Annotated in this window: 23 protein-coding genes; 9 read left to right on the forward strand and 14 right to left on the reverse strand. The window is 58.5% G+C overall.

Features of this window, described 5'->3' with window-relative positions:
* Nucleotides 1-8: 8 nt before the first annotated feature.
* The 9 genes from K787_RS23330 to K787_RS0115185 form a co-directional block, all read right to left on the reverse strand.
* Nucleotides 9-1,640, reverse strand: a complete 1,632-nt coding sequence (locus K787_RS23330) for a PHA/PHB synthase family protein (protein WP_022963654.1) — start codon at nt 1,638-1,640, stop codon at nt 9-11.
* A 42-nt stretch (nt 1,641-1,682) separates the two neighbouring features.
* The gene (gene phaZ / locus K787_RS0115150; RefSeq protein ID WP_022963655.1) at nt 1,683-2,540 is read right to left on the reverse strand and encodes a poly(3-hydroxyalkanoate) depolymerase; all 858 of its coding nucleotides are present in this window, start codon (nt 2,538-2,540) and stop codon (nt 1,683-1,685) included.
* Nucleotides 2,541-2,563: 23 nt separating this feature from the next.
* Nucleotides 2,564-4,243: a class II poly(R)-hydroxyalkanoic acid synthase gene (gene phaC, locus K787_RS0115155; protein ID WP_022963656.1), complete on the reverse strand. Its 1,680-nt coding sequence runs from the start codon at nt 4,241-4,243 to the stop codon at nt 2,564-2,566.
* A 239-nt stretch (nt 4,244-4,482) separates the two neighbouring features.
* On the reverse strand, nt 4,483-4,863 hold the full coding sequence (locus tag K787_RS0115160; protein ID WP_022963657.1) for a gamma-butyrobetaine hydroxylase family protein: 381 nt from the start codon (nt 4,861-4,863) through the stop codon (nt 4,483-4,485).
* Between the two features lie 132 nt (nt 4,864-4,995).
* Nucleotides 4,996-6,336, reverse strand: coding sequence for an ATP-dependent protease ATPase subunit HslU (hslU, locus tag K787_RS0115165; protein ID WP_022963658.1), 1,341 nt, complete (start codon nt 6,334-6,336; stop codon nt 4,996-4,998).
* A gap of 21 nt (nt 6,337-6,357) precedes the next feature.
* Nucleotides 6,358-6,888, reverse strand: a complete 531-nt coding sequence (gene hslV, locus K787_RS0115170) for an ATP-dependent protease subunit HslV (RefSeq protein ID WP_022963659.1) — start codon at nt 6,886-6,888, stop codon at nt 6,358-6,360.
* A 167-nt stretch (nt 6,889-7,055) separates the two neighbouring features.
* On the reverse strand, nt 7,056-7,655 hold the full coding sequence (locus K787_RS0115175) for an SPOR domain-containing protein (protein WP_022963660.1): 600 nt from the start codon (nt 7,653-7,655) through the stop codon (nt 7,056-7,058).
* Between the two features lie 5 nt (nt 7,656-7,660).
* Nucleotides 7,661-9,406, reverse strand: a complete 1,746-nt coding sequence (argS, locus tag K787_RS0115180; protein ID WP_022963661.1) for an arginine--tRNA ligase — start codon at nt 9,404-9,406, stop codon at nt 7,661-7,663.
* 80 nt (nt 9,407-9,486) lie between these two features.
* The gene (locus tag K787_RS0115185) at nt 9,487-11,700 is read right to left on the reverse strand and encodes a primosomal protein N' (RefSeq protein ID WP_022963662.1); all 2,214 of its coding nucleotides are present in this window, start codon (nt 11,698-11,700) and stop codon (nt 9,487-9,489) included.
* A gap of 225 nt (nt 11,701-11,925) precedes the next feature.
* On the opposite strand from K787_RS0115185, the gene rpmE reads away from it, so the two are divergent.
* From rpmE to K787_RS0115205, 4 genes are all read left to right on the forward strand, one after another.
* Entirely contained in the window at nt 11,926-12,138 is a 213-nt protein-coding gene (gene rpmE, locus K787_RS0115190) for a 50S ribosomal protein L31 (protein WP_022963663.1), read from the forward strand.
* Between the two features lie 5 nt (nt 12,139-12,143).
* Nucleotides 12,144-12,959, forward strand: a complete 816-nt coding sequence (locus K787_RS0115195; protein WP_022963664.1) for a thermonuclease family protein — start codon at nt 12,144-12,146, stop codon at nt 12,957-12,959.
* A complete protein-coding gene (locus tag K787_RS0115200; protein ID WP_022963665.1) occupies nt 12,956-14,398 on the forward strand; it encodes a M48 family metalloprotease in 1,443 nt (480 codons plus the stop codon). Before K787_RS0115195 ends, K787_RS0115200 begins: the two co-directional genes overlap by 4 nt.
* A 96-nt stretch (nt 14,399-14,494) precedes the next feature.
* Nucleotides 14,495-15,757 (forward strand): malic enzyme-like NAD(P)-binding protein, encoded by a 1,263-nt coding sequence (locus K787_RS0115205; RefSeq protein ID WP_022963666.1) that lies wholly within the window; start codon nt 14,495-14,497, stop codon nt 15,755-15,757.
* A gap of 44 nt (nt 15,758-15,801) precedes the next feature.
* Here the strand turns inward: K787_RS0115205 and K787_RS0115210 are convergent, their stop codons facing one another.
* The 5 genes from K787_RS0115210 to fmdA all read right to left on the reverse strand — a co-directional run bounded on the left by K787_RS0115210 (nt 15,802) and on the right by fmdA (nt 21,307).
* A complete protein-coding gene (locus K787_RS0115210) occupies nt 15,802-16,860 on the reverse strand; it encodes an AAA family ATPase (protein WP_022963667.1) in 1,059 nt (352 codons plus the stop codon).
* A gap of 21 nt (nt 16,861-16,881) precedes the next feature.
* Nucleotides 16,882-17,928 carry an aliphatic amidase gene (locus K787_RS0115215; protein ID WP_022963668.1) on the reverse strand — a complete coding sequence of 349 codons (1,047 nt, stop codon included), beginning with the start codon at nt 17,926-17,928 and terminating at the stop codon, nt 16,882-16,884.
* A gap of 34 nt (nt 17,929-17,962) precedes the next feature.
* The gene (locus tag K787_RS0115220) at nt 17,963-19,603 is read right to left on the reverse strand and encodes a sigma-54-dependent Fis family transcriptional regulator (RefSeq protein ID WP_201765113.1); all 1,641 of its coding nucleotides are present in this window, start codon (nt 19,601-19,603) and stop codon (nt 17,963-17,965) included.
* Between the two features lie 81 nt (nt 19,604-19,684).
* A complete protein-coding gene (locus K787_RS0115225; protein WP_022963670.1) occupies nt 19,685-20,008 on the reverse strand; it encodes an FmdB family zinc ribbon protein in 324 nt (107 codons plus the stop codon).
* Nucleotides 20,009-20,077: 69 nt separating this feature from the next.
* A complete protein-coding gene (gene fmdA / locus K787_RS0115230) occupies nt 20,078-21,307 on the reverse strand; it encodes a formamidase (protein WP_022963671.1) in 1,230 nt (409 codons plus the stop codon).
* Nucleotides 21,308-21,746: 439 nt separating this feature from the next.
* Between fmdA and urtA the strand changes: the two genes are divergently transcribed.
* From urtA to urtE, 5 genes are all read left to right on the forward strand, one after another.
* Complete coding sequence (gene urtA / locus K787_RS0115235) at nt 21,747-22,991, forward strand: urea ABC transporter substrate-binding protein (RefSeq protein ID WP_022963672.1); 1,245 nt, start codon at nt 21,747-21,749, stop codon at nt 22,989-22,991.
* 74 nt (nt 22,992-23,065) lie between these two features.
* Entirely contained in the window at nt 23,066-23,989 is a 924-nt protein-coding gene (gene urtB / locus K787_RS0115240) for an urea ABC transporter permease subunit UrtB (protein ID WP_022963673.1), read from the forward strand.
* A 27-nt stretch (nt 23,990-24,016) separates the two neighbouring features.
* On the forward strand, nt 24,017-25,153 hold the full coding sequence (urtC, locus tag K787_RS0115245) for an urea ABC transporter permease subunit UrtC (protein ID WP_022963674.1): 1,137 nt from the start codon (nt 24,017-24,019) through the stop codon (nt 25,151-25,153).
* On the forward strand, nt 25,150-25,890 hold the full coding sequence (gene urtD / locus K787_RS0115250; protein ID WP_022963675.1) for an urea ABC transporter ATP-binding protein UrtD: 741 nt from the start codon (nt 25,150-25,152) through the stop codon (nt 25,888-25,890). Before urtC ends, urtD begins: the two co-directional genes overlap by 4 nt.
* 15 nt (nt 25,891-25,905) lie before the next feature.
* Entirely contained in the window at nt 25,906-26,595 is a 690-nt protein-coding gene (urtE, locus tag K787_RS0115255) for an urea ABC transporter ATP-binding subunit UrtE (protein WP_022963676.1), read from the forward strand.
* Nucleotides 26,596-26,999 lie beyond the last annotated feature (404 nt).

The following is a 26,999-nucleotide window of genomic DNA, read 5'->3' on the forward strand; positions in this document are numbered from 1 at the left end:
CAGCTCCTTCAGCAATCATGGACATAGCGCCCCGGCGCGGGGCCAAGCGTCGGACAATCAAGGCTGCCAAGGCTGCCAGTGGCTGGCTGTAATGCACCGCTGTGACGTCGCAGCCAGCCGCTCCAGTGCGGCCACCAGCTGCCGCGGTGCTCGACACTATTTGCCAGCCAGCCAGTAGCGTCCGCTATCGCCGGGCCACTGCGCAATACCGCGCCCGGATGCTCCGGAGGGTTTATCAGGCTCTGAATATGGCCGCTGTGGCTCTGCACAAAGAAAGCGTCGCCCCCGAGGCGTCCGCCAGGAAAGCAATTGGCCCAAGGCACAATATGATCACGCCGCGCGCCGAGATGCCAACTGGGCTGAGTGCAAGCCTTAAGATCGATGGAGTGGCCGAGCAGGCAGAGGTGGCCAGGCCGGCTCAACGGATCGCGCTGAAACAGGTCGAGCAAGTCTTCTACCAAGCGGGCCGGCAGGCGAGTACTGTCCTGGCTCCAGTAGAGGATGTCGCGCCGGGCCAACGGCTGGTCCAGCGCATAGCGGGCCAACGCCTGAGGCCAGACGAATTGCTCCGGCCGCAGCCAGGCAAAACTGGCGGCAAGCTGGCGGGCACTCAGATAGCCTTGCTGCCATAAGCGGGCACGCAACCTTTGTTGCGTGGCCGGGCCACTCAGGTGCAGCAACGGGGTATCCAGATGCGGGTTGATCGGGGTGACCAGATAGCTGGCCGAGCAGAGTCTTGCACCGTCACCTCTGGCCTGCAGCAGCCCTTGAAGCAACAGCCCGAGAATGCCGCCAGCGCAGACCCCGAGTAAACTGGCCTGTTGGCTGTTGCTTATCCTGCTGCTGGCTGTCAGAGCCCGGTCGCAGGCGCCCACATAGCGACTGAAGCCCCACTCGCAATGCTCCGCCTGCGGGTTTCGCCAACTGATCAGAAACACCTGCAACCCCTGATCCAGCGCATGACGGATCAAGCTTTGCTGCGGGTTCAAATCCAGCAGATAGAAGCGATTGAGCGGCGGCGGAATTATTAGCAAGGGGCGTTGGTGAACTTCAGGCCGCCTTGGCTGGTATTGGATCAGTTCAAACATAGGATCGCGCAGCACAACCTGTCCTGCAGTGGTGGCCAGGTCACGGCCGACCAGGTAACTGTCTTCCTCGGTCAGCGGTGCCAGCGGCCGGCCAATGGCCAGATCGCAAGCCAGCCGCTTTAGCCCGCCGGCCAAACTGCGGCCGCTGCTACGTTTCAGCTGGCGCAAAAAGACTGGATTGAGCGGGCTATTACTCGGCGCCAAAGCGGCCGCTACTTGCATGCCCAGCCAGGTTAGTCGGCTGCGGTCCGCTTCGCTTAGCGCAAGCTGTTCAAACCAGACTCCCGTCGTATTCTGGCAGCTCAGCCAGGCTTGCAATGCCCGGCGTTGTATTGGGTCCTGCCAGCCTGGGTCATGGAACACAGCATGGTTGGCGGGCAAGGGCTCATCGCTGGTGCCGCTCAGCGCTTCCAGCAACCGCGTGCTGAGGTCAAGGGCGTGGCGGGCATGATGGCATGGCTGCGCCGGAAGCGTTCCCAGCAGCGCCCGTAGGCTGTCGATAAGGTCCCCGCTTGTGGCGGCATGGGTATCGGGGTCTCTTGTTGCAGGCATCCAGCAATCCTTGTCCAGATACGGGGTTGGCGGCAGGCGTGATCAGGACTTGATGACGACGCTGGTCGGCGGGCGGATGACCGCCGGATGCTTTTCCTCGGCAAGAAAGCGCATGATGATCGGCGCTACTGAGTCAGCGCGGGTCACCAGAAATAGGTGCCCATCGTCGATCACATGTAGCTCCGCGTTGGGGATGCGCCAGGCGATCATGCGCATATTGACCAGCGGAATGATCGGGTCATCATCGCCGGCTAGAACTAGCGTGGGTTGCCTGATCTTGTGCAGCCAGTGAACGCTGGTCCAGCCAAGCCCGGCGAACAGTTGCCAGTAGTAACCAACCTTTCCCGAAGAGCGCACTTTGGCCGCATGCGATCGGGCCAGGTTGGGGTCACGCCGAAACGCGCCGCCGTAGATATCCGGGGCAATCTTGACCACGTGGGAAGGCTGCAGATAGCGCCGCGGGCTGGCCATTTTCAACAGCACATGTGGTCGCCCAGGCACCATGATCATTCCCGCAGCGGTGGCGGCCAGAATCAGTTTCTTACAGCGCTCGGGGTAGTCATGGGCAAACTGCTGGGCCAGAGCACCGCCCCAGGAAACACCGATCACATTCACTTGCGCATAGTTCAGGTAATCCAGCATCCGCGCCGCGAGCTTGGCCAATCCGGGAAAACGAAAGGGTGTCGACGGAGTGGACGAACCGCCGACGCCGGGCGCATCAAACACGATGACTTCCATGTCCGGGTCCAACGCCTGGACAAACGGAAACACCAACTCCAGGTTGGCGCCAATACCGTTAAACACCAGTAGCGGCGGCATGTGGTCCTTGCCGGGCCGCACGGCCGTTCGCAATAACTGGCCATTCAGTTCGATGGTGCGAAATACAAAAGATTGGGGCATGTATGGGTCTCTTTGGAGCGCTCCTAGCGTTCGTGGACGTAGGTCCCTGGCGCCGCTTCCATCGGCGGGAAGTCTTCATCACCCAATACTGCAGGTGCTGCTTTGAGTTTGCCGCCACGAGCATGTAGCCAGTCACGCCAGTACTGCCACCAGGAGTCTGACTGTTTGGTAGCGGTTTCCAGCCATCTTTTAGGCTCGTCGGGCATCTCGGTGTTGGTGAAGAAGCGAGATTTTGGATTGCCCGGTGGGTTGAGGATGCTCTGGATATGCCCGCTGGAGGACAGTACGAACTCACATTTGCCGCCGAGCAGCTTGGCGGATTTGTAACAGGCATCCCACGGCGTAATGTGATCGTTCAGGCCGGCGATACAGAAGAAGTCTGCCTTGACTTGCTTGAGATCGATCGGCGTACCACAGACTTCTAGCGCTTTGGCGCGGGTCAGTGGGTTGGTCTTGAACATCTCCAGGAACTCGCCATGCAGCGCTGCCGGCAGCCGCGTTGTGTCGTTATTCCAGAACAGAATATCGAACACGGGCGGCTCATTGCCCAGCAGGTAATTATTTACCCAGTAGTTCCAGATCAGATCATTGGGCCGCATCCAGGCGAAGATTTTGGCCATATCTTTGCCTTCCAGTACGCCGCTTTGGTAGGACATCCGTCGTGCCGATTCGATGGACTTCTCGTCAGCAAACAGCGCCACCTGAGTCTTGATGCCGGTGTCGAGCACGCTCACCAACAGCGTGAAGGAGCTGACCTTTTTCTCTTTCAACGCGGCATAATGGCCCAATAGCGAAGCGGTGGTGATGCCGCCGGAGCACGCGCCGAGCATGCTCAAATCCTTGCTGCCAGTGATTTTCAGAACGATATCGACAGCCTCTTTCAGTGCTTCGATATAGGTCGACAAGCCCCACTCGCGCTGCGCTTTGGTCGGATTGCGCCAGCTGACCACAAAGGTCTGCATGTGGTTCAGGGTCAGGTAGCGGGCCAGGCTTTTCTCTGGCGACAAATCGAATATATAAAACTTATTGATTTGCGGTGGTACCACCAGCACGGGCTTTTCATACACCTCTTCGGTAAGAGGCTTGTACTGGATCAGTTCCAGCACCTCGTTGCGGAACACCACAGAACCCTTGGTGATGGCCAGATTCTTGCCCACTTCAAAGGCGTTCATATTGACTTGGCTAGGCATGCCGCCATTGTTGGCAATATCTTGGGCCAGATGAGTCAGACCATCGAACAGGCTCTTGCCGCCAGTTTCAAAAAAGCGCTTTATGGCGGCTGGGTTCAAGGCCGTGTTGGTCGGGGACATGGCCTCGGTCATCAGCGAAATGACAAACTGAGCGCGCGCCACATCCTGAGAGGGTAGCTGCGAGCTGGTGATCCAGGTGTTGAGCTCCTTGCGCCAAGCCAGGTAACTCTGCATATAGCGTCGGTACAGCGGGTTCTGACTCCAGGTCGGATCGAGAAAACGCTTGTCTGCCGGGTCCGGGGCAATGTCAGAGCGCCCAATCATTACATCCTTTAACGCAAGGCCGAAACGGCCGAGATGTTTGAGGCTGTGGACCGGCTGCTTGACGGTCTGGCGCATGACCTGGCGGGCGGTACTGATGATGTCGCGGGTAGGCGCGCTGATGATCGGGTTAGGGCCGAGTATACTGTCACTGGCCTGCTGGCCGAGCTCTTCGTCTTTTTTATGGGCCATCTTGTGAAGCTCCGGTACGTGACTGAATCGGCAGAAAAACAGAGAAATACGGTGGGCAAAGCATTCAGGACAGCATAGCTTGCGCAACGTATCGACCTGTTACAACTCTCTGCATTGTCCTCTGAAAATGATTGGATATGAGACAAGTTAGCACGCGCGAAGCCGGCTGTTAAACCGATTTCGCTTCAGGATCAGCGATTAACCTGGCGTGGTGCGCAGAGGTCTTTCAATGCCTGATTTTAGTGCAGCAGACGTACGGCGGAGGTGTGCGGATCGCGGCTGGCGCCGGCGTTGGAGATTTGCTCAAGATAGGCTTTCCAGAGCGGTTCGTACTCGGTAGCCAGATGGTGAAGATAGTCCCAGCTGTACAGGCCACTGTCATGCCCGTCATCAAAGGTCAATTTCAACGCATAACGCCCTGTCGGTTCAACGCCGATCAACGCGACTTGCTGTTTGCCGGTTTGCAACACCGGCTTGCCGTGCCCGCGCACCTCCGCCGAAGGCGACATCACCCGCAAAAACTCTGCCGGCAACGCAAACAGCCGGCCATCGGCGTAGCCAAGTTCCAGCGTACGTGAAGCTTTGCGTAACTTGATGTTGACGGGAATAGGTGCGGACATTTGGGTCATCCTGTGAAGCTAGAGGCCATACTCCGTCATTCCCGCGAAGTCGGGAATCCATGTTCACCAGAGTTAGAATCCCGGCATTGAATGCTGGGATTCTAACGTCCAGCTTGCAGCTTATAGCTCGGTTTAAAGAATATACCGCGACAGATCCTCATTCACCGCCAGCTCGCCCAAATGCTCGTCAACATAGGCAGCATCGATCTTCAGGGTTTCGCCATTCTGACTGCTGGCCAGGTCGCCAGCGCTGAAGGACACCTCTTCCAGCAGACGCTCCAATACCGTATGCAGGCGGCGCGCGCCGATGTTCTCGGTTTTCTCGTTGACCTGCCAGGCGATTTCCGCGAGGCGCTTGATGGCATCCGCGCCGAAGTCGATTTTTAACCCTTCGGTGTCCATCAACGCACGGTACTGCTCGGTCAGCGAGGCGTCCGGTTCGGTCAGAATACGCTCGAAATCGCCAGGGGTCAGTGATTGCAGCTCGACGCGGATTGGCAGACGGCCCTGTAATTCCGGGATCAGATCCGAGGGTTTGGTCAGGTGGAAAGCGCCTGAGGCGATAAACAGAATATGGTCGGTTTTGATCATGCCGAACTTTGTATTGACCGTACAGCCCTCGATTAGCGGTAGCAGGTCACGTTGCACGCCTTCGCGCGAGACATCGGCACCGCCGCCGCTATTGGCGCGCTTGCTGACCTTGTCGATCTCGTCGAGAAAGACAATGCCGTTCTGCTCCACAGCGTGAATAGCGCGGGCCTTGAGCTCTTCCTCGTTGACCATGCGCGCAGCTTCCTCATCACGTACCAGCTTTAGCGCATCCTTGACTTTCAATGTACGAGTCTTGCGCTTGTCCTTGCCGAAGTTGGAAAACATGCTCTGCAGCTGGCTGGTCATTTCCTCCATGCCCGGTGGGGCCATGATGTCCACGCCGACCGGTGCTTCGGCTACTTCTATATCGATATCCTTGTCATCCAACTGACCTTCGCGCAGGCGCTTGCGAAACAGCTGGCGGGTGCTGCTATCTTCGCGGACCGGCTGGTCACCGGTGGCCGGCCTGGCGGGGGGGAGCAGAGCGTCGAGAATGCGCTCTTCGGCGGCATCTTCGGCGCGGTGGCCCATTTTCGCGATTTCCTGCTCGCGCAGCATCTTGATAGCTGCATCCACCAGGTCGCGAATGATCGACTCGACGTCGCGCCCTACATAACCGACTTCGGTGAACTTGGTTGCTTCAATCTTGATAAAGGGCGCCTGGGCAAGTTTCGCCAGGCGCCGGGCGATTTCAGTCTTGCCGACACCGGTGGGGCCGATCATCAGAATATTCTTCGGCGTCACTTCAGCGCGCAGTGCCTCGGGCAATTGCTGGCGCCGCCAGCGGTTGCGCAGGGCAATGGCAACGGCGCGCTTGGCGTCTTGTTGGCCGATGATATGACGGTCCAGTTCGTGAACAATTTCGCGGGGGGTCATGGACATGCTGGTGATGTTCTGGATGCCTCAGGGATTGGCGTCCAGCTCCTCGATTGTCTGGTTGTGGTTGGTGTAGATGCAGATTTCACCGGCAATGTTCAGGCTGGTCTCGACGATCTCGCGCGCCGACAGATCGGTATGCCGTAATAGGGCCATAGCGGAGGCCTGGGCGAAGGGGCCGCCAGAGCCAATGGCGATCAGGCCTTCCTCCGGTTCGATCACATCGCCGTTGCCGGTAATGATTAGCGATGCATCCTTGTTAGCCACGGCCAGTAAGGCTTCCAGGCGTCGCAAGGCGCGATCGGTGCGCCAGTCTTTGGCCAGTTCCACGGCAGCGCGGACCAGATGGCCCTGGTGTTTTTCCAGCTGCGCCTCGAAGCGTTCGAACAGGGTAAAGGCGTCGGCGGTACCGCCAGCAAACCCGGCAATCACCTGGTCTTTGTACAGGCGGCGTACCTTGCGGGCATTGCCTTTCATGACGGTGTTGCCCAGGGAAACCTGGCCATCGCCGCCGATTACGACTTTGCCATTACGGCGTACGGAAACAATAGTGGTCACGCGCAGCTCCTGATTGGCTGTAACAAAGTGACCGGCTTGGTGCGCCGGCCCATGGTATTTATCTGGGGGCGCTCCGGGGGATTTCAAGGCTTGGGTTGTGCGGGGCAATCAGGCGGCGGTTAATCGGGGGGGGAATGAAGCAGCCTGCTACCGGCTGCCTCCGATGCTCAGGGCGTCGTGCGCTGCTGCAACAACAGGTTTTCGAAACCGTTGCCAGCCAGGGTAGTCTGCGCACTGCTTAATGTCGCGCGGTCCTGGAACGGGCCGACCTGTACGCGATACCAGATTTCGCCGCCATCGAGTCGGGCATTTTCCAGGTTCACATCCAGCCCGAGCAGCAGGATCTGCGCGCGTACCCGATCGGCCTCTGCTCGCTGGCGAAAGGAGCCAGCCTGCAGATAGAAGCGCGTGCCGGAGGCAGCGGTAACGGCAGCGGGTTTCTGATCATCAACAGCTGGTTCAGGTTTGGCTGCGGTCTCAGGCACGCTGCTTTGCGGCACGATCACTTCGGACTCAGGCAGCAGAGTATAAAAGTCATAGCGCGGTTGTTCTGCGGCTTTACTGGGCGGCGGAGTGACCGCTGGAGGCGGCGGTGACTTGTCGCGCTGCACGGAGCCGCGCCCCGGCTCCAACTGAAACAGGAAGGTAACGAAGACGCCGATCGCGAGCCCGGCCACCAGCCATAGCCAGGCGGGTATGCTGCGCTTGGAGTTGGACTGTTGCCGGCTGGCGCCGCGCCGGGGGGCGGCCTTGCGTGCTTTTGCCATACTGCTTACATGCGCTCCAGAGTGTCGATGCCGAGCAGGGTAAGCCCCTGCCGCAGGGTGCGTCCAGTTAATGCCGCCAGACGCAGACGGCTATCCTTCTGTGCTGGCTGTTCGGCGGCCAGAATCGGACAGAGTTCGTAAAAGCTGGAGAAGCGTCCCGCCAGTTCGTAAAGATAGTGGCAGAGTACATGTGGGGTGCCCTCGCGCGCGACGTACTCGAGTGTCTGGGCAAACTGCGCCAAATGCGCGGCTAACTCGACTTCGGCTGGCTGCTCCAATTGCATCGGCCCCAGATCCTCGATGCTGGTCATGCTGCGTTCCAGTTTGCGGAACACGCTGGCCACGCGAGTATAGGCGTACATCAGATAGGGCGCAGTGTTGCCTTCAAAGCTGAGCATCAATTCAAAGTTGAAGTTGTAGTCGCTGCTGCGATGCTTGGAGAGGTCGGCATATTTAACCGCGCCAATACCGACCGCATGGGCGATCTGGCGGAGTTCGCTGGCGTCCAGCTCGGGGTTTTTCTGCGACACCAGTTGGTGAGCCCGCTCTTCGGCCTCATCCAGCAGGTCAACCAGCTTTACTGTGCCGCCATCGCGGGTTTTGAAAGGTTTGCCGTCGGCGCCGTTCATGGTGCCAAAGCCCATGTGCTCCAACTGCATACTGTCTGGAACGAATCCGGCCAGCCGCGCTACCGCGAACACCTGCTGGAAGTGCAGGGCCTGGCGCTGATCAACGAAGTAGAGCACGCGGTCGGCATGCAGCTGCTCATGGCGGTAACGCATGGCCGCTAGATCGCTGGTAGCGTACAGGTAACCACCGCCAGCCTTCTGAATGATTACCGGCAGAGGATTGCCCTCGGCGTTCTTGAAGTCATCGAGGAATACGCAACGGGCGCCCTGGCTTTCCGTCAACAAGCCTTTGGCCTGCAAGGCATCGACGATGCTCGCCAGTTTGTCGTTGTAGGCGCTTTCGCCGCGCACATCGGCGGGGGTCAGGCTGACGCCGAGGCGGTCATAAACTGCCTGGCAATGCCCCAATGAAATCCGGTTGAAGCGTTCCCAGAGTGCCAGACAGGCGGTATCGCCAGCCTGCAGCTGCACCACCCGCTCGCGGGCGCGGTCGGCAAACTCGGGGCTTTGATCAAAGCGCTGTTTGGCCTGGCGATAGAAGTTTTCCAGGTCTGCCAGCTCGGCTTCAGCGTCGACGCTTTGTTCTTCCAGATAGGCCAGCAGCATGCCGAACTGGGTGCCCCAGTCACCCACGTGATTTTGCCGCACCACTTTATGCCCCAGGTGCTCTAATACCCGCACCACGGCATCGCCGATGATGGTCGAGCGCAGGTGGCCAACGTGCATTTCCTTGGCCAGATTGGGCGAGGAATAGTCGACCACGACTTTCTGTTGCGGCTGGGCCAGGGCGATGGCCAGGCGCGGATCGGTCAGCGCTCGGTCCAGATTGGCTGCGAGCCACTGGCGATTCTGAAAGAAGTTGATAAACCCCGGGCCGGCGATGGTTACATCAGAGACGGCTTCATGTTCAGGCAGCGCAGCGATCAATTGCTCGGCCAGGTCACGTGGCTTCATACGCGCGGCTTTGGCCAGGGTCATGGCCAGGTTGCTGGCAAAATCGCCATGGGCCTTATCACGGGCGATCTCCACCTGAATGGACGGCTGAATGTCGTCAGGCAGTACGCCCTGGCTTTGAAGGCTGCTGACCGCGCTGGCCAGCAATTGGCTGAGAAGGTTTTTCATGGTCGGGGATTCATCCGGCAAGTGCCTGTGGAAAACCCGCCATTATCCGCATTAAGTGCGCGGTTGCCAAATAGAGAGCGTTAAAACATGTCCAGCGGGTCGACATCGATTGACCAGCGCACCTTGCGCCCCAGCGGGTGGCTCTCCAGTTGAGGCAGCCAATGATGCAGCAATTGATGCAAGGTCGAACGCTGGCTGGCCTGTACCAGCAGTTGTGCGCGGTAGCGCCCGGCCCGGCGCTCCATGGGTGAAGGCACGGGGCCGAGCATGTCCAGCGTCAGCCCGAGCTGATCGCTCAGGTTTTCTGCCAGCGTGCAGGCCGACTCGAGAAATTCATTGGCTATGCTGGCGTTGTTAGCCTCGGCGCGCAGCAGAGCAATAAAGCTGAAGGGCGGTAGTCCAGCCTTGCCACGGGCATCCAGCTCCAGTTCGGCAATCGCGCCATAGCCCTGTTCGGTCAGGTTGATCAGCAAGGGATGCTCAGCCATGTGTGTCTGGATCAGCACCTGGCCGGGCTTCTCGGCGCGCCCTGCGCGCCCGGCCACCTGGGTGATCAGTTGCGACATCCGCTCAGGCCCGCGGAAATCGGCGGAAAATAGCCCGCCGTCGGCATCCAGAATGGCCACCAACGTCACATCCGGGAAATGATGCCCCTTGGCCAGCATCTGGGTGCCGACCAGCAGGCACGGAGCGCCGCTCTGGATGCGCTTGAGCATGCCTTGCATGGCCTCCTTGCGGGCCATGCTTTCGCGGTCGATGCGTAACACCGGAAAATCCGGGAAGCACTGTGCCAGATGCTCTTCGGTACGCTCGGTGCCGGCACCCAGTAGACGCAAATCATGGCCCAGGCATTTCGGGCACTCACGTTCCTGCGGGCGTTGGGTATCGCAATGATGGCAATGCAGACGTGGCGGATTCTGGTGCACAGTCATGCGCGCATCGCAGCGAGTGCACTCGGCGATCCAGCCGCAATCGTGGCACATCAGCGTTGGTGCAAAGCCGCGTCGATTGATAAATACCAGCACCTGATTGCCCTGTTTAAGGTGCTCGCCAATCGCCTCGATCATCGGCCGACACAGCCCGCCCTCAAGCTTGCGGCTGCGGATATCGATGCAGCGAAAGCCGGGTGGTTTGGCATTACCAGCGCGTTCGGTCAAGCGCAGATGCTCATAGCGACCGCGCCGTACGTTGTACAGGCTTTCCAGCGATGGCGTTGCCGAGCCGAGAATGATCGGCGTGTTTTCCAGGTGCGCGCGGTATACAGCCAGATCGCGAGCGTTGTAACGCAGGCCCTCCTGCTGCTTGAAGGACAGGTCGTGCTCTTCATCAACGATGATCAAGCCGGGTCGCGCCAGCGGAGTGAAAATCGCCGAACGGGTGCCGATGATGATGCCGGCTTCACCATCTCTCGCGGCGACCCAGGCATCCAGCCGCTCGCGGTCATTCAGGCCGGAATGTAAAATCACCACCGGGATGCTGAAGCGTTTCTGGAAGCGTTCCATGGTCTGTGGCGTCAGGCCGATCTCAGGGATCAGTACTAGCGCCTGCCGTCCGGCCACCAGGCAGCGCTCGATCGCCTGCAGGTAGACCTCGGTCTTGCCGCTGCCAGTCACGCCATCCAGCAGCCAGGTAACGAAACCGCCTTTGCCGGCGATGGCGTCTAATGCGGCCTGCTGCTCGGCGTTGGCCTTCAGCGGAATGTCGCTTAATAAAGGCAGCGGTTCGGCCGTGTGGTGTGGTGATTGATGGATGCGCTGGGCCAGGCCCTTGCGCTCCAGCGCTTCCAGGCTGTCGCGGGTCAGGCCCCATTGGCTGATCAGTGCATGGGATAAACCATGCGGATGTTTGGCCAGCACCTGCACCGCCTGCTTCTGTTTGGCCGCGCGGCTGACTGCGGGGTGTTCCGGATAGGCGCCGGGCAGCAGTTGCCAAAGCAGGTCCTGACGGGCGATAGCCGGTTCACCCTGACGTAATAGCGTCGGCAGGGCGCAGCCGAGGGTGTCGCCCAGGCCGTGCTGGTAATAGCTGGCTGTCCAGCGAATCAGTTGCCACAGGGTGTCGGGCAGCAAAGGTTGCAGATCAATCAGCTCCAGCGCCCGTTTCAGCTTGGCCGCAGGCACCTCGGTGGTGTCGCTGAGCCCGGCAATCACGCCGACCATCTGCCGCTGCCCGAAGGGTACGCGTACGCGCAGGCCGACACACAAATCCTCCACCCGCACGCCGGCTGGACTGCGATAGTCGAACAGGCGACGCAGGGGCGAGGGCAGGGCAACCTGCAGTATGGGTCCGGACACGCGTGGCTTCCTGTTGCTAAGGCTGTTGGTACGGCCCTGTTAATGTCGCGCCATGGTAGCATTCCCATCCATTGTGCATGAGACTTGCGTCCCGCGCGGATTCTGGTATTATCGCCGGCCTATTTATGGCCCCTGCGCATTCCGCGCTGGCGCCAAGCACACCACCATAGCGTGCGGTGCCTGATCAGGTTGATCTGGTGGCGGCACACACAAAGAGGATTCACCATGAAAGCTGATTTGCACCCTGCGTACCAGGAAATCGAAGCCACCTGCAGCTGCGGTAACGTGATCAAGACCCGTTCCACGCTGAAAAGCGGTATTCACCTGGACGTGTGCTCCGAGTGCCACCCGTTCTACACCGGCAAGCAGAAGATGCTGGACACTGGCGGCCGTATCGAGCGCTTCAAGCAGCGTTTCGGCGCTGTCAGCAGCAAGTAAGACCCATGCCAGGCCTCGCGCAAGTGATGGCCGCAGTGCAAGGCAAGAAAAAGGCGCTCCTCACGGGCGCCTTTTTTATTGCCTGCCTGTTGGCTCCGCCGTTGCACGCCGAGGTGTGTCAGGCGCCTGGACCGGGCCAGGCGGTAACCAGCCACCGGGTAATTGATGGCGATACCTTGGAGCTGAGTGACCAGCGGCGGGTGCGCCTGATTGGCGTAGATACGCCGGAGATCGGTCGAGCGGGCGAGCCGTCGCAACCTTTCGCTCAAGCGGCAAAAAAACGGATGCAACAACTGGCGCGGCAACCCGGCTTACGCCTGCATCTGGGTGAGCAGCAGCAGGATCGCTACGGCCGGACGCTGGCGCACCTGTATGGGCCGGGTGGGCAGAATATCGAAGCGCAACTGCTCAGCGAAGGGTTGGGCTTTGCCCTGGCGATACCGCCCAACACTGCGCTGATCGAGTGCCACATGGCGGCGGAGCGTCAGGCCCGCAAAGCACGCCGCGGGCTATGGCGGGACTCGCCGGTGCAAAGTGCTGCCGGGGTCAATTCGGGTGGCTTTGCTCTGGTCAAGGGTCAGGTTGTGTCCGCCAATGAAGCGGGAGGCTATCTCTGGCTCGAGCTGGATGGTCCGTTGGTATTGCGCATTGCCCAGGATGAGCGCAGATTATTTGCTGCAGGCCCGCCCGCGTCCTGGAAGGGCCGGCAGTTGCAAGCTCGCGGATGGGTGATTGACCGGCGCGGGCACCGCAGTCTCAAGCCTGGCCACAAGCCCTTCATGTTGCCACTGCGTCATCCCTCAATGCTGGAGATACAATGATCACACGCCATCTGCTCGTACTGGTGCTGGCGGGCTCGGTGCTCGGCGGCTGCGCGGCTAATCCGGTGACTGGCAAGCAGGACTTTGTGATGATGTCCGAAGCGCAGGAGATGGCGCTGGGGCGTCAGGCGAGCGAGCAGATCGCGCAGCAGATGAGTATGCTAAAAGACCCCAAGCTGCAGGCCTATGTGCAGCGCATCGGCGAGCAACTGGCGAATAAAAGCCATCGAAGCAACATTCCTTACCAGTTCAAGGTGGTCGATTCCGCCGACATCAATGCCTTTGCGCTACCGGGCGGGCATGTCTATATCAACCGTGGATTGCTGATTTATCTCAATTCCGAGGCGCAGATGGCGGCAGTACTGGGCCATGAAATCGGCCATGTGACTGCCCGGCATGGTGTTCGGCAGCAAAGTATGGCCATGGGAACCGGCCTGATTGGTCAGTTGATCACCATTGGTACCGGCATGTCGGCGGCGGGCGACCTGAGCAATATGCTGGGTACCGCCATGGTCCGCGGCTATGGCCGTGATATGGAGTTGGAGGCTGACGGCCTGGGCGCCGAGTATCTCGCCCGCACCGGCTACCGTCCAGAAGCTGTTCTGGACGTTATAGGTGCGCTGAAAAATCAGGACACCTATTCCAAGCAGCAGGCCCAAGCCCAGGGCAAGCAGGTAGAAAGCTATCACGGTCTGTTCGCCACCCACCCGACCCACGATCAGCGCTTACAGCAAGTCGTCGCTCAGGCCGCAAGCCTGTCAACCGGCGCCACCCAGCGCGTCGGCAGGGACGATTATCTGAACATGCTCGACGGCATGATCTATGGCGACAGCCCGGAACAAGGGGTCATCCGCGGTCAGCGGTTCCTGCATACTGATCTGAATATGGTGCTGGACTACCCCAAGAGCTGGGTGATTATCAATCGTCCCGATGTGTTGCTCGCACATACCCCGGACGAACAGGGGTTTATCGCGCTGACCATGGAAAGCCTCAGCAATAACAACCTCAGCGCTGAGGAGTTGCTGCGCAGTCGTGTGGGCAAGCAGCGTCTAACCCAGGACCAGGCGTTTAGCGGCACTGGATACAAGGGCTTTATGGCGACTATCCCAGGGGACAATGCGCGACGCGTGGCGGCGATACTGCGGGGTGATCAAGTTTTCTTGTTTATCGGCGCGTTCCGTGGCCGTGGGCCGCTGGAGCTGTACGACGAGCAATTCGTCCAGACCATCCGCAGCTTCCGGCCCCTGACCGCGGCGGACAAAAAGAACGCCGAGCCATTGCGGATCAGGCTGGTACGGGCGCGTCAAGGCGATACCTACGCTAAACTGGCCAAGGGCAGTCCCTTGGGCGCTGAGGCCGAAGCTCGCCTGCGTTTGCTCAATGCCCAGTGGCCCGAAGGCCAGCCTCAGGCCGGCCAGTGGCTCAAAGTTGTAAGATAATGTCCTTGACATTGATCTTATGAATGATCTTGTTCGTATTGGCGCTTTTCTGTATTCTCACTCGCCCGCACAAGCAACTTGACCGGAAAACTGAATATGTCTGATTTGAGAACCGATGCACTCGATTATCATGCCAACCCGCGTCCGGGCAAGCTGAGCGTTGAGCTGACCAAGCCTACTGCCACTGCACGTGACCTGGCTCTGGCCTACAGTCCTGGCGTTGCCGAGCCAGTGCGTGAAATCGCCAAGGACCCTCTCAATGCCTACAAATACACCGGCAAGGGTAATCTGGTCGCAGTGATTTCCGACGGTACCGCGATCCTCGGCCTGGGTAACCTGGGTCCGTTGGCAAGCAAGCCGGTCATGGAAGGCAAGGGCGTGCTGTTCAAGCGTTTTGCCGGTATCGACGTGTTCGATATCGAAGTCGAATCGGAAAGCCCGCAAGCCTTTATCGATACCGTTAAGCGTATCTCCTGCACCTTCGGTGGTATTAACCTGGAGGATATCAAGGCGCCTGAGTGCTTTGAGATTGAGCGCGCGCTGATCGAGCAGTGCAACATCCCGGTATTCCACGACGATCAGCACGGTACTGCCATTGTTACCGCTGCGGCAATGATCAACGCACTGGAACTGGTCGACAAGACGCTGGAAGATGCCAAGATCGTGTGTCTGGGCGCTGGCGCTGCTGCGATCGCCTGCATGAAGTTGTTGGTCAGCATGGGCTGCAAAGTCGAGAACATTTCCATGATCGACCGCAAGGGTGTGATCCACTCTGGCCGGGATGACCTGAACGAATATAAGGCTATCTTCGCGAGTGAAACCGACAAGCGTACCCTTACTGATGCGATGAAAGGTGCTGATGTATTTGTCGGTCTTTCCGGCGCCAACCTGCTGCAACCTGCCGAACTCAAGCTGATGGCGGAAAACCCCATCGTCTTCGCTTGCTCCAACCCTGATCCTGAGATCGATCCTAAGCTGGCGCATGCTGCACGCCCTGACGTGATCATGGCGACTGGCCGTTCCGACTACCCGAACCAGGTCAACAACGTATTGGGCTTTCCTTTCATCTTCCGCGGTGCACTGGACGTTCGCGCCACGCGCATTAACGAAGAGATGAAGATTGCTGCTGTGCATGCGATCCGCAAGCTGGCCAAGGAGCCAGTGCCGGAGTACGTTTCTGCGGCCTACGGTGGTATTCCCCTGGAATTTGGTCGTGAGTACATCATTCCCAAGCCCATGGACGTGCGCCTGATCGAAGAAGTACCTGCAGCAGTTGCCCGAGCAGCTATCGATTCCGGTGTGGCTACCCTGCCGTACCCGGCCCATTACCCGCTGAAGTCAGTCGAAGACTGCATCTGATCAGCCGGTAATTGAAAAACCCTGCTTCGGCGGGGTTTTTTGTGTCAGTCGTCTGGACCTTTGAGTGTCACCCTGACGTTCTGTTGCGCATCCAGGTCTGCTATCAGCAGACAGCCTGGTGGCCGACCAAGGGTTGCCAGCAGTGTGCGAGCTACCTCCGGCTCCAGATACTGGCGAAAGCTGCGGGCCATAGCCCTTGCTCCATAGCGCCGGTCGAAGCCCTGCTGACCGAGCCAGGTTTTGAGTGCCTGCTCGGCGACCAGTTGTACCTGATGCCGGGCCAATCTGTTATTGAGTCGCTCCAGCGCCAGTTCGACCAGCAGAATGATCTGATCATCGCCCAAGCGTTGGTAAATCAGTTGCTGATCGATGCGGTTGAGGAATTCCGGCGCAAAGGCTTTTTCCAGTGCCTGTTGCTGATGTTTTTGTTCCTGTCGAACTCGCCAACCCTCTGGTAACCAGCGTCGCCAGCCTTGCTGCTGACGCTGTTGCCAGGCCCAGAGTGCCTGGGCACCGACATTGCTGGTCATGAAAATCAGGCTGTTGCGAAAGTCCAGCGTACTCGTGCCAGAGCTCAGACGCAGTTGGCCGTTGTCGAAGATATTCATCAATGCGCGAATCACCGGCTCGCTGGCCTTTTCCAGCTCGTCGAACAACACGATGCCAGGTTTGCCGTAGCTACCTTCGATGGCTGCGCGGTCAAACAGGGTGTTGCCCTCCTTGCTGCCGACATAACCCGGCGGGGCGCCGGTCAAAGAGGCGGCGTAATGCTCCTGGGCCAGCGTGTTCATGTCGATGCGGCACAGAGCGTCGGCGCGGCCGTGAATCGCCTCGGCCAACAGGCGCACGGTTTCGGTCTTACCGACACCTGTGGGCCCCATCAACAGCATGACTGCCAATGGCTTGCGCGGATCGCCCAGCTCGGCCTTGGTCAACGCCAGGCTCGCAGCTATCGCATCCAGCGCGGCGCCCTGACCGGCGATGCGCGAGCGCAGCAGTTGCATGACCTTGTCCAGGTCGAATTGAAAGCGCGATTGACGCATGGGCGGCGTGCTGCCGCCGGTGCATTGGTTGTGCTCCAGTACCTCATTGATAAACGGCATGTTTGATTTCCGTCAGCGGCGTCAGGCGCCAGCTTCCTTGTCTTTGCCAGGGTGAGGCAGCTCGCCGACTGGGCAGTCCTTGACGCCGATGGTGCTGCGGGTCATTTTCTCCACCTCGTCACGCGCCTTTTCCGCGTCCAGTACCCAGGTGCGGTAAAAATCAAACGGGCAATCGGCCACGCCGCGATCGCCGTCGCCGGAGTTGTAAACGCCGGTGTAGCCGCGGTGCAGCAGTTTGAACAGGTGATTTTGTGACTGGTCGTTGGCGCGTGCGTCACGGATCTGCGATACCGAAAGCTGTGCATACTGGATGCCCATATCCTCTTCGCCGCATTCACCCAGCGTGCGACCATCGAAGCCAATGATCGCCGAGTGGCCGAAATACGAGTAAACGCCATCGAAGCCGCTAGCATTGGCTACCGCGACGTAGCAGTTGTTGGCCCAGGCCATGCTCTTGGCCATCATCACCTGCTGCTCTTTGGCCGGGTACATATAGCCCTGGCAACGAACGATCAGTTCGGCTCCCTTCATCGCGCAGTCGCGCCAGATTTCCGGGTAGTTGCCATCGTCACAGATGATCAGGCTGATCTTCATGCCTTTGGGGCCATCGGATACGTAAGTGCGGTCGCCGGGATACCAGCCTTCTATCGGGCACCAGGGTATGCATTTGCGGTATTTCTGCACGATCTCGCCCTGATCGTTGATCAGTACCAAGGTGTTGTAGGGCGCCTTGTGCGGATGTTCTTCGTGCTGTTCGCCAGTCAGCGAGAAGATGCCCCAGGTTTTCGCCTGCTTGCAGGCCTCGCTGAAGATGCGCGTTTCATCGCCGGGGATAGTCGCGGCGGTGGCCATCATTTCGTCGTGGTTGTACATGATGCCCATGGTGCTGTACTCCGGAAACACCACCAGGTCCATGCCCGGCAGGCCCTGTTTCATGCCGATGATCATCTCAGCGATATTGCGCGCGTTGGCCAGTACGTCATCGCGGGTATGCAGGCGTGGCATCTTGTAATTGACCACAGCAACACCGACAGTATCTGGACTGCTTGATATATCTCCATGACGCATGGGTCTTTCTCCGTTTGCTTGATTGAGTGGCGGGTCAGTGCAGGTCGATACCCAGTTTGCTGACCCGGTAGCGTAGTTGTCTGAGACTGATATTCAGGCGTCTGGCCGCCTCGGACTGGTTATTGTTGGTGTCGACCAGCATGGCGCGGATATGCGCTGCTTCGCCCTGATTGACCCAGTTGTATGAGCGGCCGTAGGGTCGTTGGCCGGTGCCGTTGTGCGAGCGGTTGGCCAATGGCGCTGAGGGAGCGCTGGCGCCTTTTTCCTGGTGAATGTGCTGCGGCAGGTTGATCGAGCTTTCCGAGGCCAGGCTGCGTTTTATCTTCTCGCCACTGAGCGAATCGGCATCGCTGGTCAGTGCCGTGCGTTCCAGTACGTTTTGCAACTGGCGGATGTTGCCCGGCCAGTCGAAGTGTTCGAGTATTTCAAAGGCGTCGCCCTCCAGGCTCCAGTTGCGCTCATAGTGATGATTAAGTTCGTTGAGAAAGTGCAGGGCCAACTGGCGGATATCGTCCTGGCGCTCGCGCAGCGGTGGCAAGTGCACGGGTACTACATGCAGGCGATAGAACAGGTCCAACCGGAAGCGGCCCTGATTGACCGACTCCTGCAGGTTAACGTGGGTCGCGGTGATGACGCGAAAGTCCACCGAAATGGCGTGGTCACTACCCACTGGGTCGACTTTCTTTTCCTGTAGTACGCGTAACAATTTAGCCTGCAGGGCCAGCGGCATGTCGCCGATCTCATCCAGGAACAGCGTGCCGCCATCGGCCTGCACGATCTTGCCCTGCTTGGCTTGTGACGCCCCGGTAAAGGCGCCCTTGGCGTGGCCGAATAGCTCGGACTCAAGCAGCTCTGCAGGAATCGCCGCGCAGTTGATACAGATGAACGGCTTTTCGCGTCGATCGCTCTGCTGGTGAGTCATGCGCGCGAATTTTTCCTTGCCGGTACCGGATTCGCCGAGCAGCATCACCGGTGCATCGCTGCGGGCGACCTGAATGGTCGAACGTACGGCGTCCATCAGTGCCGGGCTGGTACCCAGAATGCCATGCGCCAGACTCTGCTTGAGCATCGCCTCGACGGCGATACTGTGTCTGAGGTGCTGGTTCTCCTTGACCAGATGTGCGGTCTGATCGACCACAAACTGGTGAATACGTAGTACCTGACCGATCATCGATGCGGCGATGCGCAGCAGGCTGATATCGTCATCAAAGGGGCGCTCATGCAACCCTTCGCGCTGCACCGAGAGCACGCCGATGGGGGTGCCAGACTCAAGTATAGGCACGGCGATAAAGGTCATACGTCCGCCGGTATGGTTGGACAGTTCGGCAACGCGGTAAATAAACAGTGGCTCTTTACTGACATCCGGCACCAGGCCGATCGAACCCGTACGCATCACGTAGCCGGTGACGCCCTGGTTGATGTTCAGGGTAAAACGTCCGGCCTTCAGATCTTCCGGGGCGAGTCCGTAGGAGTAGCGCACTTCCAGGGTGTTGCTGGCAGGGACGGGCAAGCTGACCCTGCCGCAGTTCAGGCCATACAGCTGCGCTAGTAGCCGCAAAATCCCCTGTATGGTGCGCGGGGCGTCCAGCGGCTTCTCCAACAGCTTGGCCATTTCCAGAATAACGACCAATTCACGCTTCATCTGCTGGGATGTCCGATCAGGTAGGGTTATCACGGTAGGCAGACTCCTTGGCGCGGGTATAGCTGGCTCCCGGGGTCTGCGTCTGGTTAATACACTGAACTCGGAGAGCCGAATTCAGTGGCTGATCATCCATGGACGACGCGGACCGCTTTGTTGCTTGAGGGCGGGTGGCTTTCCGTCCTCACGGGGTTTGTGTGTGCAGCTCCCAGAGCTGCAACAACTGTGCCCGTGGCTGACCTTGGGCTGATGAGCACTGCGCTCGTTGGTCTCATGCGCATGGCGTTGCTGCGAGCTGAGGACCTGCAAGCGCGGGGCGCTGATCAGGCGCTGCATGGCCTGGCCACAGGCTGGGCAGTTGCGTGGCAGGTTACGTTCGGCGCTGGGCAGCAACGCCTCGAAGGCGCCGCATTGCGGACAATCAAAATCGTATAAGGGCATATCGTGCTCCCTGTGGGTGCGTCCTGGGTAAAGTCGCCGCACCAAAAAGGCCGCGGCGACGTAGTAGTGCTATTTATTCCACTTGGACGTGGGCACTTCCGGGCTGTTGACCGAGATGGTCGGGCCGTCGGCGTTGGGCATGATGTCAAAATCGAAAATTTCAGTGGGAATCCACAGGGTGGCGCAGACGTTGGGCACATCGACAATGCCGCTGATATGCCCTTGTACCGGCGCGGTGCCGAGCAGGGAGTAGGCCTGGGCTCCGCTGAAGCCGAATTTCTTCAGGTACTCGATTGCATTCAGGCACGCCTGGCGGTAGGCAACATGCGCATCGAGGTAGTGCTGCTTGCCGTTTTCGTCAACCGAAATACCTTCGAAGATCAGGTGTTTTTTGTAGCTCGGCGCCATGTCGCTGGGCTGAAAGATCGGGTTCTTCACGCCATACTTTTTCACGCCGTCTTTGATCAGGTTGACGCGGATATGAATCCAGCCAGCCATCTCGATCGCGCCGCAGAAGGTGATTTCGCCGTCACCCTGGGAGAAGTGCAGGTCGCCCATCGACAGGCCGCCACCTTTCACATAGACCGGGAAGAACACCCGGGAGCCTTTGGTCAGGTCTTTGATGTCACAGTTGCCGCCGTGCTCGCGGGGCGGCACGGTGCGCGCGCCTTCGTTGGCAATCTTCGCTGCCACATCGCCGGTGGCCCGGCCTACGTGGGCGGTCGGTGCGTAGGGCGGGTTGGCCAGGCCGGGTACGCGATCTGGGTCGGTATCAATCAGCGCCTGCTCGCGCTTGTTCCATTCGTCCAGCAGCTCCTGCGACGGCAGGCAACCAATCAGGCCGGGGTGCATCAGGCCTATAAACTCGACACCTGGGATGTGTCGGGACTTGGTGTAAATGCCGTTGAAGTCCCAGATGGTCTTGCGTGCTTCGGGGTAATGCTCGGTGAGGAAGCCGCCGCCGTTTTCCTTGGCGAATACGCCGTTAAAGCCCCACATCTGGTCGGCAAAGGCACCGATATCGAGAATGTCGACCACCATCAGGTCGCCTGGCTCGGCACCCTCAACGGCGACTGGACCGCTCAGATAGTGCACCTTGCTCAGATCCACGTCGCGTACATCGTCAGCACTGTCATTGTTCTCGATCTGGCCGCCGGTCCAGTCCATGCACTCAATGATGAAGTCATCACCCGGCTTCACTGTGGCGACCATGGGAACGTCCGGGTGCCAGCGGTTGTGGATGATGTCGTGTTCCTTGGGGCTCTTGTTCAGATCGATCTTGATCAATGTCTCAGCCATGACGATGAATCCTCTGTGTAGGTGATGGCGCTTAAGGCCAGCTAAGGCCAGTGCACAGACCACAGCAGATGCCGTGCCAGCTTTGTCATGCATGGTAAAAATCGTTATTAAACAGTCTGTTATGCTTTGAACGTCAGTTATTGTCAGGTTTGCCATGCAAGCGGTTGTGACAATGTCACCAGATTGAGTCTGACAATGTCATGGCATTGTCAGATCGGTGCGGGCGGTCTGGCACGCTCAAAGGATGAGGAGCCGCCCTGTCATTCGCGAAGAGCAATTGCAGGCCATTGATAAACATAAACTTAATTAAAAAATGTAATTCTTTTACGGACTTTTGGCTTTGATGGCACAAGGGTTGCTCTGGGGTCTAGTGACAGGCCGGCGGACTGGGGAGATGGGTTCGCTAGTCGGTTTTACCCACATCAAGGAGAACCACCCTATGCATGAATCAATACGCAAGATGCCCGCCTGGAAGCGCCATGTGTTGGCGCTGGCGCTGGGCTCTGGTTTGGGCTTTACCGGGCTGGCCGGTGCGGCAGACTTTCCTACCGGTCAGGTCAATACCACCGGCCTGGCCGTGACCGATGACACCGTCAAGGTCGGCATCCTGCATTCCATCACGGGCACCATGGCCATCAGTGAAACCGGTTCGGTTGAGGCAGAGATGCTGGCCATCGAGCAGATCAACGCGATGGGTGGTGTGCTCGGTCGGCAGATCGAAATCGTTCAGGAAGATGGCGCCAGCGATTGGCCGACCTTCGCCGAAAAATCCCGCAAGCTGTTGACCCAGGACAAGGTCGCTGCGGTATTCGGTTGCTGGACTTCCGCCTCGCGCAAGGCTGTGTTGCCGGTGTTCGAGAAAGAAAATGGCATGCTCTACTACCCAACCTTCTATGAAGGGCTTGAACAGTCGAAAAACGTGATCTACACCGGCCAGGAAGCCACGCAACAGATTCTTGCTGGCCTGGACTGGATCGCCAAGGAAAAGGACGCCAAGACTTTCTATCTAGTGGGCTCGGACTACATCTGGCCACGCACCTCGAACAAGATTGCTCGCAAGCATATTGAAAACGTGTTGGGTGGCACCGTGGTAGGGGAAGAATACTACCCGCTGGGCAACACCAACTTTGGCTCGCTGATCAACAAGATTCGTCTGCGCAAGCCTGATGTTGTGTACTCCAGCATCGTCGGTGGCTCCAACGTCGCTTGGTGGAAACAGCTGAACGCTGCCGGTATTACCGCAGACCGTCAGACCATCATGACCATCTCGGTAACCGAAGACGAAGTGCTGGGCATCGGTGGCGAGAACATGGTGGGTTTCTACTCGTCCATGAAGTACTTCCAGTCGCTGGAAAACGACAACAACGCCGAGTTCGTCAAGGCGTTCAAGGCGCGCTGGGGTGAAGACAGTGTAATCGGCGACGTGACTCAGGCCGCCTACCTCGGCCCCTGGTTGTGGAAAGCGGCGGTTGAGAAGGCTGGCAGCTTTGATGTCGATGCCGTATCGGCTGCGTCACCGGATATCGAGCTGACCAGTGCCCCTGAAGGCTACGTGAAGATCCATGGCAACAATCACCTATGGAGCAAGCTGCGCGTTGGTCAATGGCAGGCCGATGGCCAGGCCAAGGTGGTTTACGAGTCTGATCTGATCGAACCGAACCCCTTCCCCGAAGGTTATCAATAAGTCGCTCCTGTTAGCGTAAACACAACCGATGCGGTCATTGCTGACCGCATCGTTCTGAGTCAAGGAGAGCGATCATGGGCGGATTTTCCACGCAGGAGTTGACGGCCATTTTTGTCATGCAGGGATTCAGTGGGCTTAGCCTGTTCTGCGTCTTCCTGCTGATGGCGCTGGGGCTAGCGATTATTTTCGGGCAGATGGGTGTGATTAACATGGCCCACGGCGAGTTTCTAACCTTAGGGGCTTACATTACTTGGCTGGTATCGGAGCTGGGCACCAAAATCTGGCCATGGATGGAGCATGTTTATTTCCCGATCGCGATACTGGCGGCCTTTACCGGCACTTTCATTTTAGGCTACCTGGTCGAGCGATTCATGATCAGGCTGCTGTACAACCGCCCGTTGGACACTCTGCTCGCCACCTGGGGGCTGGGCCTTATCATGCAGCAGGCCTTCCGTTCCGGCTTTGGGCCGCGTGAAGTGAGTGTCAGTCTACCTAGCTGGTTGATGGGTTCCTGGGCACCTACCGACATTATCGATATCCCAATGAACGGCATGTTCGTCATGGGCGTGACCTTTTTTATCACCCTCGGTGTGGTGATCCTGCTGTACAAGTCGCGCTGGGGCATCAAGGTGCGCGCCACCACACAGAACCGCGCCATGGCCAATGCTGCGGGTATTAATACCCAGCGGGTTGACCGTTTCACCTTCGCGCTGGGCTGCGGTATTGCCGGTGTGGCCGGCGCAGCTTTTACCACCATCGCGTCCACCGGACCGACTACTGGCTCTCTCTATATCGTCGATACCTTTCTGGTCGTGGTGTTCGGCGGCGCCGCCAGTATTCTCGGCACTGTGGTCTCGGCGTTCGGTATCGCCCAATCGCAATCGATACTGGAGTTCTTCCTCAGCGGTTCCATGGCCAAAGTCATCACCCTCACGGTTGTGGTCGGCATTCTGATGGTTCGTCCTCAGGGACTATTTGCAAGCAAGGTGCGCCGTTAATCGGCGTGCCGGCTGGAGGTTATTGATATGCACAGATGGATAGCAGCATTCGGGGGAGGGCAGCGCCTGCTGCAGCTGCTGGCGCTGGCCGTGCTGTTGATGGTGATACTGCCTTTGACGCTGGATATTTTCCGCCTCAACCTGCTGGGCAAGTATCTGACCTACGCCTTTGTCGCAGTGGGGCTGGTGTTGTGTTGGGGTTATGGCGGCATTCTGAGTCTGGGCCAGGGAATCTTTTTCGGGCTCGGCGGTTACTGCATGGCGATGTTTCTCAAGCTGGAGTCTTCAGCCCCAGAGTTCACCTCGATCCAGAGTACCCCCGGTATTCCGGATTTTATGGACTGGAACCAGATCACCGAACTGCCAACGATGTGGATGCCGTTCAATAGCCTGTTTCTGACCATCGTATTGATTTTGACCGTACCGGCAGTGGTGGCGTTCTTTATCGGTTTTGCGATGTTCAAGCGCCGCGTAGGTGGGGTGTATTTCGCTATCATCACCCAGGCGATTGCTTCGATTGCGACCATCCTGATCATCGGTCAGCAGGGCTACACCGGGGGCATCAACGGCATCACCGACCTACGTACTCTGCTGGGTTGGGATATTCGCACTGACAGTGCCCGTTACATTCTCTACTTTGTCTGTTGCGTCGCGCTGATCATTTGTTTGTTGGTCGGTCAGTTTGTGCTCAATAGCCGTTTCGGCAAGCTGCTGATTGCCATGCGCGACCAGGAAGACCGCGTACGTTTCTCCGGCTATGACGTGGCCAACATCAAGATCTTCGTGTTTGCGTTGGCGGGGGTGTTTTCCGCTATTGGCGGCGCCATGTTCGCGCTGCAGGTGGGTTTTATGTCGCCGTCCTTTGTCGGCACTGTTGCGTCGATCGAGATGGTGATCTTCTGTGCGGTCGGTGGGCGGCTGTCATTGATCGGTGCGGTCTACGGCGCGCTGCTGGTCAACCTGGCCAAGACCATGCTCTCGGAAACCTTCCCGCAATTGTGGATTGTGTTTATGGGGGCGTTGTTTATTGGTGTGGTGCTGCTGTTTCCTCAAGGTCTGGCCGGCATTTATGCCGATTACGTCCAGCCGCACCTTTCCAGGTTATTGGGCCGGAACCGCAAGAAGCCTAGTGCAACCGCTAGCGCTCAGGAGGTGCAGTCATGACGTCGCCGATACTGCTGTCGATCGAGGATCTGACCGTATCCTTCGATGGTTTCAAAGCCGTGGACGGTCTCAACCTGTATGTTGAGCGGGACGAGGTGCGAGTGGTGATCGGGCCCAATGGTGCGGGCAAGACCACCCTGTTGGACCTGATCTGTGGCAAAACGCGGGCCTCGTCCGGTTCCATCATGTTCAAGGATACCGAGCTGACCAAGTTGGCCGAGAACCAGATCGTTAAGGCGGGCGTAGGGCGCAAATTCCAGACACCCTCGATCTATGAAAATCTTACCGTGCGGGAAAACCTGCAGTTGTCCTATCCGGGCGGGAGAACGGTGTTCGGCAGCCTGTTCTTTAAAGTTACCGAGCAAGTTACCGAGCGGGTTAAGGAAGTGGCGGGTGAAATCTTCCTGTCGGACAAGCTGGAAACCAGTGCGGGGCTCCTCAGTCACGGGCAGAAGCAATGGCTGGAGATCGGCATGTTGCTGATCCAGGATCCGGAGCTGTTGATGCTGGATGAGCCGGTGGCAGGGATGAGCGTCTCAGAGCGCGAGGCGACCGCCGATCTATTGCGGCGTATCAGCAAGAACCGCTCGGTAATCGTCATTGAGCATGACATGGACTTCGTCAAGGACATCGCCAACAAAGTCACCGTGCTGCATCAGGGCAAGCTACTGGCTGAGGGCAAGATGGAAGACATTCAGAATAACGAGAAGGTCATCGAGGTGTACCTTGGCCACTAATATAAGGGGGCAATTATGCTGACGGTTCGCGATCTGCGGGTAAGTTATGGCATGAGCGAAGTCATCCATGGTATCTCGCTGGATGTCGGCGCCAATGAAACGGTGGCGATCATGGGTCGCAATGGCATGGGCAAGACGACCTTGTTCAAATCACTGATTGGCATGCATCCGAGCAGCAGCGGCCAGATCACCTTTAACGGCAAGGAGCTGAGTAAAGCTCAGTCCTACCAGCGGGTAGCGAGCGGGATTGCCTACGTGCCGCAGGGGCGCATGGTGTTCCCGACGCTGACGGTGGAAGAGAACATCATGGCCGGGCTGGAGGCCTCAGGGCGCAAGAAGGTGCCGGATGACATCTATGAGCTGTTTCCAGTGCTCCTGGAAATGCGCCACCGCAAGGCGGGTAACCTGTCGGGTGGCCAGCAACAACAGTTGGCGATCGGTCGGGCGCTGGCTGCCGATCCTAAGATACTGTTACTGGATGAGCCTACCGAAGGTATTCAGCCCTCGATCATCAAGCAGCTGGCGACGACGCTGAACGAAATCAAGCAATTGCGCAAGATCAGCATTGTGGTCTCAGAGCAGGTGCTCAGCTTCGCGCTGGCGGTCTCCGATCGCATGCTGGTCATCGACAAAGGGCATATTGTGCACGAGGCCAGCGGTGATCAGATCGATAGGGCGCATATCAGTCGTTACCTGTCCGTATAGTAGGGTGTTCCTGGCCCGGCGCCCGCTAAAACGGGCGCCGGGCTTTTTATTGTCTTAAATCTGTCATTAACCCTTGACGGTTTTTTCTCAGCCCCTATAATGCGCGTCTGCCCAGTCGGGACGCTTTGCATAAAGCGCTTTACAATCAATAAGTTAGCGATAATTTAGGGGTTGACAGGGCAGGCGAGCAGCGTAGAATACGCCGCTCACTGGGAAGGCCGGCAACAACGCTTTCTCAGTCTTCTGACTTCGGTCAGAGAAGTTTCAAGGAAGCGGTTGACAGGGGTTTTGGCTCCTGTAGAATGCGCCTCCCGGTCACGAGAAAGAGATTGTTCTCGGGGCCAGCCAAGCAGGGTTGTGATGATCTAAGGTCTCACAAAAATGCTTGACAGATTAGAAGGTTA

This window comes from Halopseudomonas pelagia CL-AP6 (assembly GCF_000410875.1).
Taxonomy (GTDB): domain Bacteria; phylum Pseudomonadota; class Gammaproteobacteria; order Pseudomonadales; family Pseudomonadaceae; genus Halopseudomonas; species Halopseudomonas pelagia.

What these genes read in the sequence shown, in the direction of transcription:
- K787_RS23330 (WP_022963654.1), bottom strand. Translation starts at nt 1,640, where the DNA reads ATGCCTGCAACAAGAGACCCCGATACCCATGCCGCCACAAGCGGGGAC.
- phaZ (WP_022963655.1), bottom strand. Translation starts at nt 2,540, where the DNA reads ATGCCCCAATCTTTTGTATTTCGCACCATCGAACTGAATGGCCAGTTA.
- phaC (WP_022963656.1), bottom strand. Translation starts at nt 4,243, where the DNA reads ATGGCCCATAAAAAAGACGAAGAGCTCGGCCAGCAGGCCAGTGACAGT.
- K787_RS0115160 (WP_022963657.1), bottom strand. Translation starts at nt 4,863, where the DNA reads ATGTCCGCACCTATTCCCGTCAACATCAAGTTACGCAAAGCTTCACGT.
- hslU (WP_022963658.1), bottom strand. Translation starts at nt 6,336, where the DNA reads ATGTCCATGACCCCCCGCGAAATTGTTCACGAACTGGACCGTCATATC.
- K787_RS0115175 (WP_022963660.1), bottom strand. Translation starts at nt 7,655, where the DNA reads ATGGCAAAAGCACGCAAGGCCGCCCCCCGGCGCGGCGCCAGCCGGCAA.
- argS (WP_022963661.1), bottom strand. Translation starts at nt 9,406, where the DNA reads ATGAAAAACCTTCTCAGCCAATTGCTGGCCAGCGCGGTCAGCAGCCTT.
- rpmE (WP_022963663.1), top strand. Translation starts at nt 11,926, where the DNA reads ATGAAAGCTGATTTGCACCCTGCGTACCAGGAAATCGAAGCCACCTGC.
- K787_RS0115195 (WP_022963664.1), top strand. Translation starts at nt 12,144, where the DNA reads ATGCCAGGCCTCGCGCAAGTGATGGCCGCAGTGCAAGGCAAGAAAAAG.
- K787_RS0115200 (WP_022963665.1), top strand. Translation starts at nt 12,956, where the DNA reads ATGATCACACGCCATCTGCTCGTACTGGTGCTGGCGGGCTCGGTGCTC.
- K787_RS0115205 (WP_022963666.1), top strand. Translation starts at nt 14,495, where the DNA reads ATGTCTGATTTGAGAACCGATGCACTCGATTATCATGCCAACCCGCGT.
- K787_RS0115210 (WP_022963667.1), bottom strand. Translation starts at nt 16,860, where the DNA reads ATGCCGTTTATCAATGAGGTACTGGAGCACAACCAATGCACCGGCGGC.
- K787_RS0115215 (WP_022963668.1), bottom strand. Translation starts at nt 17,928, where the DNA reads ATGCGTCATGGAGATATATCAAGCAGTCCAGATACTGTCGGTGTTGCT.
- K787_RS0115225 (WP_022963670.1), bottom strand. Translation starts at nt 20,008, where the DNA reads ATGCCCTTATACGATTTTGATTGTCCGCAATGCGGCGCCTTCGAGGCG.
- fmdA (WP_022963671.1), bottom strand. Translation starts at nt 21,307, where the DNA reads ATGGCTGAGACATTGATCAAGATCGATCTGAACAAGAGCCCCAAGGAA.
- urtA (WP_022963672.1), top strand. Translation starts at nt 21,747, where the DNA reads ATGCATGAATCAATACGCAAGATGCCCGCCTGGAAGCGCCATGTGTTG.
- urtB (WP_022963673.1), top strand. Translation starts at nt 23,066, where the DNA reads ATGGGCGGATTTTCCACGCAGGAGTTGACGGCCATTTTTGTCATGCAG.
- urtC (WP_022963674.1), top strand. Translation starts at nt 24,017, where the DNA reads ATGCACAGATGGATAGCAGCATTCGGGGGAGGGCAGCGCCTGCTGCAG.
- urtD (WP_022963675.1), top strand. Translation starts at nt 25,150, where the DNA reads ATGACGTCGCCGATACTGCTGTCGATCGAGGATCTGACCGTATCCTTC.
- urtE (WP_022963676.1), top strand. Translation starts at nt 25,906, where the DNA reads ATGCTGACGGTTCGCGATCTGCGGGTAAGTTATGGCATGAGCGAAGTC.